Origin of the sequence: Phyllobacterium brassicacearum (genome assembly GCF_003010955.1) — a bacterium.
Lineage (GTDB): Bacteria > Pseudomonadota > Alphaproteobacteria > Rhizobiales > Rhizobiaceae > Phyllobacterium > Phyllobacterium brassicacearum.
Window position 1 is genome coordinate 52,602 of sequence record NZ_PGGO01000008.1, and the last position, 14,323, is coordinate 66,924.

Consider the following 14,323-nt stretch of genomic DNA (forward strand, 5'->3'; position numbering starts at 1 on the left):
TGGAGTTGAGAATCCTGTACCGGAATTGCCATTCGTTGAACAGGAATCGCCGATTCTTGTCCGAATTTGCACCATTCCTGTTCAAACCTTCCTCGGATATCGGATTCTCCGTCCAACCGGATCGTCATTGCGTCGCCGCGGCCTTCCTGACTTTGGCAGGCGCCTTGGCGTGCCAGGCGAGTTTGATGCGATGGGCGAGTTCGGCATCTGAAACGGCGTCGAGGTGCATCAGGACGTACGGCCAACCCTTGTAGTGGTCGGTCTCGAAATAAATGTTCGGGACGTTCTCCATGAGGAGCGGTTTTTCCTCGAGCGGGCAATGGATGGCAAAGGTGTCTTTGTCTCTCAAGCGGCCAATGAAGGATGTCTTCACTTTCAACGAGGGCGTGCCGTGGGTTGTGCTGCGGACTAGCTCGGGAAGATGGAGCCCGTCCGCGATCCTCCACACGCGTTCAAATGCTTCGTCGAGCGTATCGGTTGTCATGATTTGTAGAACACCTGGCGCACATCGATGTATTCGGACCGGAAGCCGGCCTCGCAGTAGAAGAGATAGAACTCCCAGAGCTTCTTGAAACGGCCATCGAAGCCCAGGTGGCGCAGCCGGTCCCAGGAACCCCAGAAGCGTTGGCGCCATTCGGCGAGTGTCCGGGCGTAATCCTGCGGGAAAACGTTCTCGCGATACATGCTGAGGCCGAAATCCTTGCCGAGGCTCTTCAGCTTTTCCGGTGTCGGCAGCATTCCGCCAGGAAACACGTAGCGCTGGATGAAATCCGGACGCTTGCGATAGCGATCGAAGGATTTGTCATTGATGGTGATGATCTGCATCCCGGCACTGCCGCCCGGATTGAGGCATTCCTTCACTTTGCCGAAAAACACGGGCCAGTATTTTTCGCCGACTGCCTCGAACATTTCGATCGAGGCGATGTGATCATATTTCCCTGTTTCGTCGCGGTAGTCCTGAAATTTGATGTCGACCTTGTCGGAAAGGCCTGCCTTCTGCACGCGCTGGGTCGCATATTCGAATTGCTCCCGGCTGATCGTGAGCCCCGTCACATAGGCACCAACCTCACGCGCGACATATTCGGCGAAGCCGCCCCAGCCGCAACCGATCTCCAAAACCTTGCTGCCGGCCGTGATGCCGATATTGCGGGCGAGGGCGCGGTATTTTGCGGTCTGCGCACTTTCGAGGTCATTGGCACCTTCGCCGAACAGCGCCGAGGAATAGGTCATCGTTGGGTCAAGCCATTCGCGGTAGAACGCGTTACCGAGATCGTAGTGTGCCGAGATGTTCTTGCGCGAACGCGTCCGCGTGTTGTCATTCAACCAGTGGCGCATTCTCTGTACGGTATTGATAAACCAGTTGGAGCCTCCGGCAAGATCTTCGCCGACCTGCTCATTGACGACGAAAAGTTCGAGAAAGGTGGCAACATCGGGGCTGTCCCAGTCGCCATCCATGTAGGATTCGGCGACGCCGATCGTGCCGCCGGCAAAGGCACGTCGCGGCAGGTTCCAGTTGTGCAGGACAAGCGAAGCGTCCGGCCCGGTTTGCTTGCCGCCCACTTTGAAGACCTTCCTGTCAGGAGTCGTAATCGTCAGAGTGCCGCGGGGAAGATGGGCGCCGGCACGCAAGGCTGCCTGGGCCTTGAGCGGGAGGCCCTTCAATACCGTGCCAACATTCTCCGGCGTCAGCCATTTGAGCTGCGCCGGCGTTTCGGAAGATGGGGTGTTTGTCTGATCCGTCATCTGCTCGATCTTTCAGTCTGCCAGCTTAATATTTTGCCGCCAAAAGACAAATGTTCAAGATGCATTCAACCATCGGCTGTACATGACTGACCGCCACACAGCTCCCTATGGATTTGCCGCTCTGCGAATATGCGCCCCTATCGTTGGCGCATCTGAGAGATAATATATTAATACCCTGCAGTAATGTGCGAGTAATACACCAAAACAAACCTCGAGATGCGAGGTGATTTCTTTGGAATCTATGCAATCTTGGATTGTATAATGATACTTTTGTCGAATACCATTCTACATGTTTGGTTGTAAAAATCAACAATACTTCTATTTGTAACAGGCTCGAAAAAGCAAAAGGCCGGGAGCTACCCGACCTTCCTAAGCTTACCTCAACATCAGTGCCAGTACATCCGTGGTCAAAGATGGAAATAAACTATTCGCTATGGTTCATCATTAGCCGGTCATTACGACAAAATGATGACGCAGTGAAAAAGTTGGAAGCGCGTACGCCACACAAATCGCGCTTGGGTACAAGGTGAACGATCATGGTAAAGACCGGGTTAACAGGATCGACTTCATTTGATGAAGTCTCGCCAACCTAGGCCGGGCCAAGCATTCTGTCCTGGTTTGTCCGTCCGCCCATACACTGATAGCGGACCTCGTAGCGCGGTTCCATGATGGCCGTCACGTCCTGAGCCGTGCAATTGCGGCCTGTACTGCGCAGAAACTGTTCGGCGGCATCGCGATAGACGACCGGAGGGGTCGCAACAAGGCTGTTGGCGACGCCCATTCCCAGATTTTTCACGAAGCCTTCTGTTGCACCGCCGCCGGAGCCGGGCCCGATCATCAGGCGCCCCCGCGACGGATTGTCCATGATCTCGAACGACTGTCCGCCTGCGGTTTTGAACTCCTGTTTCGGATAACCGCCATAGTTCGATTTTGCATAGTCGATCCCGGCGCACCCGCTCAACGCAAGCATCAGGAAGGGGGCGGTCAGCCGCAAAGACAGTTTCATATTCACTCCCGGTTTGTTAGGCGCCGTTTTCGCTATCACAATCAACGGACCATTTCGTGGATGGTTCCCGCATTATTGGTCAACTAAAGCCCCAATAAGGCCGCCAATGACCTTTCCGGCGGCGGCCGGAAGGTCTTCGGCGATGAGGCCACAGCCCAGATGGCGAGCGGCGGCGCCATGGATGTAGACCGCTGCGCAAGCTGCTTCGAAAGGCGGCATGTCCTGCGCCATCAAACCCGCGGCAAGACCGGCAAGAACGTCGCCGGAACCGGCTGTTGCCAGAAGTGGTGTCCCGTTTGTGTTGATTGCAGCGCGGCCATCCGGCGATGCAATCACGGTATCGGCGCCCTTATAGATGATGATGGCGTTGGCACGGGCGGCCGCAGTGCGGGCGCGTTCGAGTTTGGATGGAGTAGCGCTCTCGACAAGATCCGGGAACAGCCGCTTGAACTCGCCCTCGTGGGGCGTGACCACCAGCCGGACCTGCGGGGCACTTCGCGCTGCGCTGAAAAGATTGTCGGTATGGTCCCGGAAGGATGTGATGGCATCGGCATCAAGAACCAGTCTGGCCGTGAGATCGCGGAAGAGGGCAAGACCGAATGCGCGCGTCTTGTCGCCAATACCGAAACCCGGGCCGAGGACAAAGCTGGAGGGCCGGCGTTTCTCGATGAACGACTCCAGGTCGAGCGGGTGATCGCATCGGCTGAGCATGATCGAGGTGAGGTGGGCGGCGTTGACGGCAAGGGCTTCGTCCGGCGACAACACGGTGACCGCGCCGGCGCCACTTCGCGCAGCACCAAGCGCCGATAGCCTGGCTGCGCCGGTCGAAGTCGCTCCACCGGAAAACACCGCGACGTGGCCGCGCTCGTACTTGTGGGTGGCGGCGTCGGGTGCGGGAAGAAATGTCCGCCAAAGATCGGGCGTGTTTTCGAAGCAACTGGGCTTTATGGCGGCAAGGACATTTTCCCGGATGCCGATATCGGCGACGATCAGATCGCCGCACAGCTTTCGCCCGGGGTAAAGCAGGTGGCCGGGCTTCTTGCGGAAGAAAGTAATCGTGCAATCCGCGTTGAAGACGGTACCGAGTATCTGGCCGCTCGCTCCGTCGAGACCCGATGGGATATCGATTGACAGGCGGTATGTTGGCGCGTCATTGGCGCGAGCAATTGCAGCTGCAGCCTTGCCGGTCACCGGCCTGTCGAGGCCGGCACCAAACAGGGCGTCGATGATGAGGCTGCCAGACGTTGGTTCAAACTCGTCGATGGGGCGAGGCCGGACAGGACAGACCTGAAGTGCTCGCGCTGCGTCGGTGCCGGACTTGGGGGCGCCGCTAGACCAGACCTGCACGCGTGCACCGCTTTCAGCCAGAATCCGGGCGACGACATAGCCGTCGCCGCCATTGTTGCCGGGTCCGCACAGGATGTGGGATTCAGCCGCATCGCCATGATGGGTGAGGAGATGACTGGCGATGGCGGTGCCGGCGTTGAGCATCAGGCCGTAACCGTCGCCGGGGCCGGTGGCAATCGTCAACCTGTCTGCCTCGCCCATCTCGGCGGGTGTCAAAATCTCGTGGGTCATGCCAGAACTATGCGCTCCCTGGGGACGGTCTGGAGCAAGGTAGAGGTTTCACGTTCATCCCGAAAGCCTTCAACGCAAGCACAAGAGTCTCTAGGCCGCGCCAAGGCGGACAAGAACAGCGCGCGGAATGCCATAGTGACGAATGGGATCATCGTGATTGCGCAGGCCGCACAATTCGCGCTGGATGAAATAGGCATGAACGGCCTGCGCAGCCGCCTTGAGACATAATTGCCGCTCGTGCTCCGCAGCGCCGTTCAATTTCTCCAGCGTCTGCTCGACCTTTTGCCCGGCGCGACCGAGGGCGGCGGCCGTCTCCGCGATGATCTCCATATCGATGGCGCTCGGCGGACTGTTCCGGTCGAAACGGGCAGAGATGCTTTGTGGCGATCGAAAGGACATGGCTGTTCGGCAAATCAATGGAGTTCTGGGTACGCCGGCGATTCGAGCACAAACCAGGTGGCTGTGCAAGAATACAGGCAGGGAACATTTGGGCGTGCAAGGGAGTTGGAACCCGTGAAAGGAGGAATTGTCATGGGTGATCCCAAACCAATGCCCGATCAAGGGCCAGATACGAATCGGCCGGTCGATCCTGGTCCGGCGCCACGGCCGGATGAATTGCCGCCCGAACCCAATCCGATGCCTGGGCAAATCCCGGTAGAGGAGCCCCCGCCCCAGCAACTGCCGGACGAAATGCCGTTGCCTAATCCCGACGAGGTGCGGGAACCGCCGAAACACGTCTGATCGTTTCCGCAAGGCATGGTACTTGCCGGCGATGGTGATGGGGCTCTAAATTCAAGCTATCGCTTTGGCTGACGGGGTAATGACATTAACAGGATTGATCGCCGCACGTTACTGATAGCTGCCGCGCTTGGGCTTGGTCCGGGCGCGTCAAGGCAGGCTAGTGCCGGTGAACACCGGGTCGTAACGACAGAATTCACAATCACAATAGCTCCCGCGGGTTCTTCCCCCGAAATCACGGCATCGCCCGCCGAGACGCCAAGGCGCGGCCTGTGGGTGTGGAACTATGTCTCGGCCGTGATCGGGAGCGCCGACGAAGAGAACATCCTGCTCAATGAGTGCATTAAGAGCTCGATCACGGATCTGTACTGTTTCGTGACGGAGGAGCTTATCCATGCCAATGCGGAAGCCATGCGCGGTTTCAACGCAAGTGCCAATGCACTCGGCATCCGCTGCTGGGGACTGGATGGTGACAGGGATTATTTTTCCGATGGCAGCGGTTTGCCCGGCTTGATAGCCAATGTTGATGCTGTCGCCGCCTTCAATGCCGCTTCCAGCACGGCACAAAAGTTCTGCGGATTCCAGATCGACAACGAGCCGCCAGACACCGGCTCATTCAAGTCCTTCCACAATGGCATCGCCTCGTCAGTACTCTCAGCCACCGCCGGTTCGGGCGTCTGGCAATCGACCGCTGCCCTCGACCGCGAAAATCTCATGCGCGACTGGGTCGAGATGCATCGCCAATGCAAGGCACGCTGCGCCAACAATGGGCTGCTTTTCGCTTCTGCACTTCCGACCTGGTTTGATGACTATTTCGGTGAGTCGATCACCTGCACTTATGACCATAATGACGGGGCAGGACCGGTTGGCCAGAACATATTCCTGCATCTCGCCCGCTATATCGACGTGATTTGCGTCATGTCCTATGTGACGAGCACAGCGAAACTTGTCGATCGCATCCGGTATGAAGCAGAGGCGGCTGCCGCCATGCCATCAATCCAAATCGGAAACTCGATCGAAACTGTGGCGGGTGTGGGGCAGGGCATTTCCTATGGCGATACCAGGGGCAAGCAGACAAAAGCCGCGGTGTTGGCAGACCTGAACGCGGCGGCCGCGATGTATTCCGGGCTTCCCGCCTATAACTGGACGAATATTCACGACTGGTCCGGATGGAAAGCGCTGAGACCGGCGTCCATCGATACTTCCATCCCCGTGCCCGGGCCAGTGGAAACGGTCCGGTCCATTCCAGTAAAGGAGCGACCCCGGGAAACTGTGTCACTTTCAGCCGCTACGATCCCGGAGACTGCTGCAGTTGGGACCGTCATCGGCAGGTTTGGTGGAGGCAGGAACTACACATTGAGCGACGACCGCGCAGGCTATTTCGAGATTGTGGTGGACGAACTCAGGGTCGCACGCAGGCCGCTCAAGGCCGGGAACTATATGATTAAGGTGACGTCCAATCATTAGGGTGTCCCGACCCTGGATCTCAATTCTCTTCGATGGAAACGCCGCCCTCGCCAATCTAGAGTTCAATTCCGGCGGGCCTGGTTTCTTCGCGGTACACATAGATCCCCAGGCCGATAACAGTGACGAGAAGGGCTCCGACTATCAGGTAAAGTCCCTTGCGGCTCAATGTTTTGATCCTGTGTCTTCAAGGAAAGGACCAAGGAGTAACGCTGCACAATAGGTTCCTCTAGAGCTGGCGCCAGGCTCGGGACCAATTGATCTGGCTTCAATGGGCGGCTCATTCGGGTGCGGCAATGCGAATGGGACGTGTTCCGACCGGAGCGCCGGTCTCGCGGTCGATGGTGACAGGATCGATCTCCGTTCCGGTTTCGGCGTCGAAGAACCGGGTCACGTTGCCGCCGCTGCGATGCTTGCGTCCCCACGCGCCGATCGCAAACAGGACCGGCAGAAAGTCACGGCCGGCCTCCGTCAGTACATATTCGTCCCGTGGCGGTCGGTCGGAATAGCGGCGTTTCTCCAACAGCCCTTCGTCAGTCAGAGCTGCAAGCCGCGCCGTGAGCATCGTCGGCGCGATCCCGAGACTCTTGCGGAATTCATCAAAGCGGGTGAGGCCCGCATGGGCATCCCGCATGATCAGCATACTCCATGCATCCCCCACAAGCGCAAGGCTCCGGGCGATCAGGCATGGCTGGTTTGAAAGATTCTTCATGTTGATATCTTTTTGATAGTGACTTACTACTAAAATCATAGTAACTGATTATTCATTGATATTCCATGACAAAATGAAGGCAAAAGGCAATGAGCAAAACAGAACGCGGTATCGCCCTGGTCACGGGCGCTTCCTCAGGCATTGGGCTGGTAACGGCACAAGCGTTGTGGCGCGATGGCTACCGTGTATTCGGTACCAGCCGAAAGCCGATGCCCAATACGCCGGATGGCACCACGATGCTGATCTGCGATGTAACGGATGACGCATCGGTACAGACGGTCGTGGACGAGGTTCTAAGCCGCACAGGGCAGATCGATCTTCTCGTCAACAACGCCGGCATCGGGCTGCTCGGCGGGGCTGAGGAATCCACGACGGAACAGGCGAAGGCTGTGTTCGACGTGAACATGTTCGGCATCATGCGAATGACAAATGCAGTCCTGCCCGTGATGAGACGCCAGCGCAGGGGCCGAATTGTCAACCTCAGTTCCATACTCGGACTGATCCCCGCGCCCTATAATGCGCTCTACGCATCGACCAAGCACGCTATCGAAGGTTATTCGGAATCTCTCGACCATGAAGTGCGGACGCAGGGCATCCGCATCGTGCTTGTCGAGCCCGGCGTGACCCGCACGTCCTTCGAAGAGAATATCACGCGACCGGACCGGCCGCTCGCCGTCTACGATACGGTTCGCGGCGACGCAGAGAGGTTGATGCGCGAGATCGTCGCGAAGGGCGATGCACCCGAGGTGGTTGCCGCAACAGTCGTGAGGGCAGCCAATGCGGCGTCACCCAAACGACGCTACACTGCCGGCAAAGCTGCAGGACGGGTCCGCTTTCTGCGCCGCTTCCTGCCCGAGTCGTTCGTCGACAAGAATCTTCGGAAGTTCAACAGGCTTGCCGATTGAGCGTGCTTCGCCGCATTGCTGGTGCTTCCGGCTCTCCACAGAAACGAAAGTTAGTGTGATGAAATCATTCCTGATCGATCGCTATGCGAAAGGCGGTGCCCTGCGTTTCACTGAAAGTCCGGAGCCGGAGCTGCGGGAGAACGACGTGATGGTGGAGATTCACGCCGCCAGTGTGAATGTTCTCGATACCAAGATCAGAGACGGAGAGTTCAAGCTCATCCTGCCATACCGCCTTCCGCTGGTCCTCGGCAACGATGTAGCGGGCGTCGTGGTCCGGGTCGGGGCCAATGTCCGGCGGTTCAAGCCCGGTGACGAGGTCTACGCACGTCCGGCCCAGGATCGCATCGGGACATTTGCCGAGTATATCGCCATGGACGAGGCCGATGTAGCGATGAAGCCGAACAACCTGACGATGGAAGAGGCCGCATCGATTCCGCTTGTCGCCCTGACAGCATGGCAGGTGCTTGTGGAGCGAGCTAACCTACAGAAGGGGCAGAAGGTCTTGATCCATGCCGGCTCGGGCGGCGTGGGCACGATCGCGATCCAGCTTGCTAAGCATCTCGGGGCATATGTGGCGACGACCACAAGCACAGTAAATATCGATCTCGTCAAATGCCTCGGTGCAGATATCGTGGTCGACTACAAGAAGGACAACTTTGAAGAGGTCCTGCAGGATTACGACGTCGTATTGAACAGCCTCGGGACGGATACGCTGAAGAAATCCGTTGGGGTGCTGAAGCCGGGCGGGAAGCTGATCTCGATTTCCGGTCCGCCGGACCCCGATTTCGCAAAAGAGAATGGTTTCGGCTGGCCGCTTCAACTGGTCATGCGCCTGCTGAGTTTCGGCATCAGGAGAAAATCGAAACGCCAAGGCATCAGCTATTCCTTTCTCTTCATGACGGCCAACGGTGCGCAGCTTGGTCAGATCACCTCCCTGATCGAGGCGGGTGCCATACGACCGGTAGTGGATCGGGTCTTCCCGTTCGAGAAGACCAATGAGGCGCTGGACTATGTCGAGACGGGTCGTGCGAAGGGGAAGGTTGTCGTCGCTGTGAAGTGACGCCAAAGATGTGGAGAGCAGCCGCCGCTTCTGGCTCCGATTAGTGAATCCTGAGCCCAATCAGGATGCCGGCGGCGCTTCCACGGCTGGCATGGGGGCTCTGCTCGGAAGCGGATCGTCTTGACCGAAGTATGCCAGGGCGCCCAACAGAGCAAACAAGATCAGGAACGCGGCAATCATTGCGCATTGGTGGATCATCGTGCACCTCCGTTTTTCACCTGATCCGGCATAGGCACCAAGGGTTACGCTTTCTTTAACCTGCCAGAGATTAGCGGCCGACATGGAAGCAGTACAGGATACCGCCCCGGAAAACCAATTTGGAACGGCGGAAGCGTCATCACGCCAATGCCGGATACCCAACGGAAAGCCGCCGTTCCTCGCCATGCGACGAGCAGGGCCGGCGACAGGCACCCTTGCGAGGCAAGCGACGCCGTATATCTCGAGAGAAAGCCTGCCGACGGCCGGGCTTCATGGCCCAAAAGCTCTTTGCAGCCTGAACGGCTGGCTTGAGTGTCGCCAATTCCCCAGTCTGTGACGCTTGCGGCTTCGACTGGAGGATCTAGTTCACTTCCGGTGGTGATCCCACCGATTAACCAGGTAAACGAGCGCGCCGGTCCATGCGACCGCAGTGAGCATCGCCAAGATTAATGCAAAGTGACTGTACATCAGTTCATTCGTCCCTTTTGAGTGAGGTTTGCCGGGCATCTTGAGAAGTCCGGGCCTCCGTGCCGGGTAGTAGACCCGACTCACAAAATTGTCTCGCCATGTGGCGCAGTAGTCAAACGCATTCTGGCAAGATTGGTTCATGGTACGTTGAAGAAAACTTGGGGATTAGGCCAATGACAATTTGCAACGTACCAGAATAGTGGCTCCCCGGGCCGGATTCGAACCAGCGACCAACCGGTTAACAGCCGGTTGCTCTACCACTGAGCTACCGGGGAATAGCTATTCAGTCATCAGCGAAGTGGCCTATAGCAAAAGGGTTTGGCTTTTGCAAAGGACCATTTCGTTTTTTTTCGATGAATGTGCATAACAGAATGATGACATGAAGCGATGCACTTCCTACATCGGGGTCTGAGACTTCCGTTTTAATGCAAGAGAAGATGTTGTTGGAAGGGCCCGACGATACCGATAAACAACCGCATGCGGCGCATCATCCGCACGGTACGCACCACAGGCGCAGGCACCTGCGCATCTTTGGCCGGCGTGTTCCCGTGCCGCAATCGGTGGCAATGCGTCGCACGCTGGGCGGCCTGCTGATTGCCGGTGGCACGCTGGGCTTTCTTCCCATACTCGGATTTTGGATGGTACCGCTAGGACTTGTGGTTCTGTCCCACGATTCGGCGATAGTCCGGCGCAAGCGGCGTCAGATCGAGGTCAAGCTCGGGCGGCGCTGGAAGGGCGGCTGGTTTGGCTCGGACAAGTCCGAGGACTAGGCGAGGGGTTTTCCCTTTGAAGCGGTCAGAGAGCGGTTCGCATCGCGGGCTAGAACCCCAACAACCCTGTGCGGCAGCACTTTTTGAAGAACGAATCCGATTTTTTGGGTTATGCGCTGGAATGGCTTGACTAGCCTCGCCGCCTTCCATATTGAACCAATCCGTGAATTCAACGGGTTATCCTGATAGCCTGTCGACTTGAGGCCTCGTGGCGGAGTGGTTACGCAGAGGACTGCAAATCCTTGCACCCCGGTTCGATTCCGGGCGAGGCCTCCACTAATTTCCACAATAAAATCAAACGGTTATGCTGTTCACCAAGTTGGCGAAGAGCGATTTCATGTTGCATCATGTTGCAAGTGACTACCATTGATTTACAACGATTTTCTTGGAGGCACGGCGAATCCATGCAACATGGATGCAACATGGGAACTGCAGGGGGAGCCTAACATGAATGCATTTGACTGGACCTGTCCGCATTGTGGTCGGTCTCAAATTGTAGAAACCCGTACTTACGACAGTAGGCGTTCTCACCTCGATATCGGAGACACGGCCCACGGAATGTTAGGCCTCGATTGGACCGCTATCCGTTGCACAAACCATCAATGCAAAGAAGTGACACTTTCTGCTCAGCTGATTCGCATCAAAAGGGGGCCCAACTCCGATCACATCAGATTGGGACATCCAATTGAAACTTGGTTACTCAGGCCCACCTCTAACGCTAAACCCCAGCCGGATTATATACCTCAGGTCTTGCGATTGGATTATGTAGAGGCATGCCTTATCAAAGACCTCAGTCCGAAGGCCTCGGCCACACTTTCCCGCCGATGCCTGCAGGGAATGATCCGCGACTTCTGCGGGATCGCTAAAGGCAACCTGAACGACGAAATCTCTGCATTGCGTAAACTTGTAGAAGCCGACCAGGCACCTCGAGGCGTGGAAGCCGAAACGATGGAAGCAATCGATGCCGTTCGGCAGATCGGCAACATAGGCGCTCATATGGAGAAAGACATCAGCCTGATCGTTGAAGTAGAACCCAATGAAGCGCAAGCGATGATAGAACTGATCGAGATGTTATTTGATGAGTGGTACGTGTCCCAGCACGAGCGTCAGCTGAAACTGGAGCGGGTCAAGTCAATCGCAAATGCCAAGCAGGCGGTAAAAAAGGGGCAAAAAAACGAAGGCGCAATACCGGTTCCAGACGACCTATCTGGTACCGACTAAGGTCACGCGGCTTCCTTCGCCAGGCAGTCGGCCTCGATCCAGCTCAACAGATCGTCATGCATGGGTCTGAAAAACCGCAAGGTCAGAAGCACCCGCAGCACGTGGCCGGGTTGCAATACCGACTTCCATCATTTCCGCCTTCCGTCTCAACGAGCCGAGATCGATCGCGTCGAAGTCCTGCAGCAGCGTCCGGCGCCCGATCAAATCCGGATTGCGGGCCAGCAGCGAGGAAACCGCTTTGATGATACCGGCATAAAGCTCGATTGCGTTTGCCGGCGTTCCCACGATCAGTTGCAGGACAAGACGAAGGTGCGCTTCGCCGTGTTCCTGGCCTATTTCCTTCAAGGTTGGCTTGCAGAAGCATTCCCGAGGCTTCCGGCTGGTCGGGCCATGTTCAAACGAGTCCCGCAATATCACCCCGCACTGGCGGGCCACGCGGTATATATCGCAACGATGATTAGCCATTTGCTCGAGCCGCCTGTTGAACTTTTCTCGGAGATCAGACGATACTACTGTTCAGTTATTATGAACAATACTATTGCTGCATACTCGATCGAATGAACAACAAATCATCCGGAAGGACGCACATCTCATATTCGTTGATTCGGGCGAACAACCGAGTCGAGGAAGGTCGGGTTAACCTGGCTTTTTTGTTGCTCCGGCTGTCTTTTGGAGACTATCTGTAGGCCTTTCTCCACCCAGCCTCGCGCGCTGCCTCCTCGGAGCAAAACCACCGCTCGCCCTTCAGGAAAGTGATTTTCGTTTGGCTGTAAAATTTCTGGCCAGGGACGTGATAGATCCGTTCCCCGCTAGGGATACTGATGTTGCCTTTGATGTTGCAGCCAGGGAATGGTGAGAAGTGCTCTGAAATGGCGAAAAAAAGCATTGCCGCGACAATGGCAATCCCGGGAATCGAAATGCGCTGCCTAGGCGCTGGTCGCTTGCGAACATAAGGCCTCGGCTGAGCCGGCGCGTTACGCCCGGTCTTCCACTTTCGACGCTTCCGCGGATCAAACCCGATGATTTGTCCCATGTCTTTACCCCGAAATGCAAGGATGCCGTGTATTCGCGAAGTAGTCTAGCTTGCCCCACAGCGCCCCTCAGACGCGCGTCAGGCGTTGGCGGGTTCGCTTAACGTTGAAATAACGAACGGCAACGGAACCGGCGCTCGACTGTTGCTTCGGAAGGATTGAGGGCTATGAATAAGCTTGATGCCGCCCGTCGGCAGCTACTCGCCGCCATTCATATCCATTGGTATCTTAAGGAGCCACTGGCTGTTTATTCACTGGCGACTAACGCCTGGGAGATTTCGAACACGCTTTTGGAAAAAGCAGACCGGCTGCGCATGATCAGGGAGATAGCGGAATCGCAGGGGAGCACACCTCGCCAAATCAAAGATTTGATCAATTTGCCGCGCAATTTCATCAAACATGCCGACAGAGATCCAGACGCCACGCAACCCGATATTACGGACACCGATTGTGACGCAATGCTCGAAACGGCTTGCATTGATTACATGATGGCGGCTGGCCGAAGCCACATCATTATGGGTATCTATTTGGCTTGGTACTCCGCGATTTTTCCAGAAAAGGTGGGAAGTTTTTTGAGGGAAGCCGCCGACCTCTTTTTCCCAAACCTTTTTACGATGCCACGGGCGGACCAGATCCTCGCAGCTAGGAAGGCAGCTAGCCAACCAATCCCAAGCAACGTTCTTAACGCCTACCGCAATGAACTGACAGACAATCATCGTTGGACGGCACTCAGAAGCCTTGGTCAAAATCTGCCAACCGGCTAAGCATCCATTGTCGGCAGAGCGCAGAATGTTCAGACGGTCCAGGCGTGCTAGAACAGGCTGGTGTTGAGTTTCTCAACCATGGACAGCCAGGCGTGAGGCTTCGGGCCGAGAAGCATTAGCCCCATTAAGAAGTGATTTTACTCTTTTCATGGTAGATGGTATCGCATAGCCCAATTATGAGGGAGATTACCATGTTTGCGCCGGGGGCTCAGGACGCATCGAATCTTCTCGCGGATTATCTCTTGGCCGAGACGCGCGAGCGAGGAGAAGTCATAACACCACTGAAACTACAGAAGCTGATGTTCTATGCAGACGCATGGCATTTGGCCTTGCATGACGTTGATATCACGCAGGAAAAGTTCAAGGCGTGGGTACATGGGCCGGTGCTTATAAGTCAGTATCATCGTTTTAAAGAATACCGATGGATGCCAATTACAAAAGAAGTAGTTCGGCCGGAGGTGGAAGAAGCTCTGAAGCTACATCTCGATGAAATCATCGACATCTTTGGAAGCGAATCAGCAGTAGCTCTGGAACGCATGACCCATAAAGAAACGCCTTGGCTCGAGGCGCGTGGCGACCTGCCAGCAGATGAAGTCTGCGAAAACTACATCAGCAAAGCCACTACCAAGCAATTCTACCGCGACCTTGCCAAAGATAACTAAATC

The 14,323-nt window shown here is 56.4% G+C and carries 16 protein-coding genes and 2 tRNA genes; 9 read left to right on the forward strand and 9 right to left on the reverse strand.

The features are described from left to right. Positions 1-124: 124 nt before the first annotated feature. From CU102_RS12210 to CU102_RS12230, 5 genes are all read right to left on the reverse strand, one after another. Positions 125-484 (reverse strand): MmcQ/YjbR family DNA-binding protein, encoded by a 360-nt coding sequence (locus CU102_RS12210; protein WP_106711383.1) that lies wholly within the window; start codon positions 482-484, stop codon positions 125-127. Beyond that, complete coding sequence (locus CU102_RS12215; RefSeq protein WP_106711384.1) at positions 481-1,743, reverse strand: SAM-dependent methyltransferase; 1,263 nt, start codon at positions 1,741-1,743, stop codon at positions 481-483. The genes CU102_RS12210 and CU102_RS12215 overlap by 4 nt, the downstream gene beginning before the upstream one ends. Before the next feature lie 589 nt (positions 1,744-2,332). After that, positions 2,333-2,749: a hypothetical protein gene (locus CU102_RS12220; protein ID WP_133624654.1), complete on the reverse strand. Its 417-nt coding sequence runs from the start codon at positions 2,747-2,749 to the stop codon at positions 2,333-2,335. A 72-nt stretch (positions 2,750-2,821) separates the two neighbouring features. Next, positions 2,822-4,327, reverse strand: coding sequence for an NAD(P)H-hydrate dehydratase (locus CU102_RS12225; protein ID WP_106711386.1), 1,506 nt, complete (start codon positions 4,325-4,327; stop codon positions 2,822-2,824). 90 nt (positions 4,328-4,417) lie between these two features. Beyond that, the gene (locus CU102_RS12230) at positions 4,418-4,726 is read right to left on the reverse strand and encodes a DUF6665 family protein (RefSeq protein ID WP_106711387.1); all 309 of its coding nucleotides are present in this window, start codon (positions 4,724-4,726) and stop codon (positions 4,418-4,420) included. A 132-nt stretch (positions 4,727-4,858) separates the two neighbouring features. Here CU102_RS12230 and CU102_RS12235 point away from each other — a divergent pair, with 132 nt between their 5' ends. Continuing rightward, positions 4,859-5,068 (forward strand): hypothetical protein, encoded by a 210-nt coding sequence (locus CU102_RS12235; protein ID WP_342588760.1) that lies wholly within the window; start codon positions 4,859-4,861, stop codon positions 5,066-5,068. A 273-nt stretch (positions 5,069-5,341) separates the two neighbouring features. Further along, positions 5,342-6,532, forward strand: a complete 1,191-nt coding sequence (locus tag CU102_RS12240; RefSeq protein WP_106711388.1) for a hypothetical protein — start codon at positions 5,342-5,344, stop codon at positions 6,530-6,532. Between the two features lie 277 nt (positions 6,533-6,809). Here CU102_RS12240 and CU102_RS12245 read toward each other — a convergent pair whose 3' ends face one another. After that, positions 6,810-7,241 (reverse strand): winged helix-turn-helix transcriptional regulator, encoded by a 432-nt coding sequence (locus CU102_RS12245; RefSeq protein WP_106711389.1) that lies wholly within the window; start codon positions 7,239-7,241, stop codon positions 6,810-6,812. 89 nt (positions 7,242-7,330) lie between these two features. Here CU102_RS12245 and CU102_RS12250 point away from each other — a divergent pair, with 89 nt between their 5' ends. Then, positions 7,331-8,146 (forward strand): oxidoreductase, encoded by an 816-nt coding sequence (locus CU102_RS12250; protein ID WP_106711390.1) that lies wholly within the window; start codon positions 7,331-7,333, stop codon positions 8,144-8,146. Positions 8,147-8,204: 58 nt separating this feature from the next. Beyond that, on the forward strand, positions 8,205-9,206 hold the full coding sequence (locus CU102_RS12255; RefSeq protein ID WP_106711391.1) for an NADP-dependent oxidoreductase: 1,002 nt from the start codon (positions 8,205-8,207) through the stop codon (positions 9,204-9,206). An 866-nt stretch (positions 9,207-10,072) separates the two neighbouring features. Here the strand turns inward: CU102_RS12255 and CU102_RS12270 are convergent. After that, positions 10,073-10,147: transfer RNA gene (locus CU102_RS12270), tRNA-Asn, on the reverse strand. Positions 10,148-10,315: 168 nt separating this feature from the next. On the opposite strand from CU102_RS12270, the gene CU102_RS12275 reads away from it, so the two are divergent. From CU102_RS12275 to CU102_RS12285, 3 genes are all read left to right on the forward strand, one after another. Beyond that, complete coding sequence (locus CU102_RS12275; RefSeq protein WP_483428624.1) at positions 10,316-10,642, forward strand: hypothetical protein; 327 nt, start codon at positions 10,316-10,318, stop codon at positions 10,640-10,642. Between the two features lie 202 nt (positions 10,643-10,844). Beyond that, a tRNA-Cys gene (locus tag CU102_RS12280) sits at positions 10,845-10,918 on the forward strand. 171 nt (positions 10,919-11,089) lie between these two features. Then, a complete protein-coding gene (locus CU102_RS12285; RefSeq protein WP_106711571.1) occupies positions 11,090-11,863 on the forward strand; it encodes a DUF4145 domain-containing protein in 774 nt (257 codons plus the stop codon). A 54-nt stretch (positions 11,864-11,917) separates the two neighbouring features. Here CU102_RS12285 and CU102_RS30355 read toward each other — a convergent pair whose 3' ends face one another. After that, complete coding sequence (locus tag CU102_RS30355) at positions 11,918-12,208, reverse strand: hypothetical protein (RefSeq protein WP_245425312.1); 291 nt, start codon at positions 12,206-12,208, stop codon at positions 11,918-11,920. Between the two features lie 331 nt (positions 12,209-12,539). After that, entirely contained in the window at positions 12,540-12,884 is a 345-nt protein-coding gene (locus tag CU102_RS30360) for a sunset domain-containing protein (RefSeq protein WP_425351544.1), read from the reverse strand. 177 nt (positions 12,885-13,061) lie between these two features. Here CU102_RS30360 and CU102_RS12300 point away from each other — a divergent pair, with 177 nt between their 5' ends. Both CU102_RS12300 and CU102_RS12305 read left to right on the forward strand, forming a co-directional pair. Continuing rightward, positions 13,062-13,658 carry a hypothetical protein gene (locus tag CU102_RS12300; RefSeq protein WP_106711395.1) on the forward strand — a complete coding sequence of 199 codons (597 nt, stop codon included), beginning with the start codon at positions 13,062-13,064 and terminating at the stop codon, positions 13,656-13,658. 191 nt (positions 13,659-13,849) lie between these two features. Next, positions 13,850-14,320: a Panacea domain-containing protein gene (locus tag CU102_RS12305; RefSeq protein ID WP_106711572.1), complete on the forward strand. Its 471-nt coding sequence runs from the start codon at positions 13,850-13,852 to the stop codon at positions 14,318-14,320. Positions 14,321-14,323 lie beyond the last annotated feature (3 nt).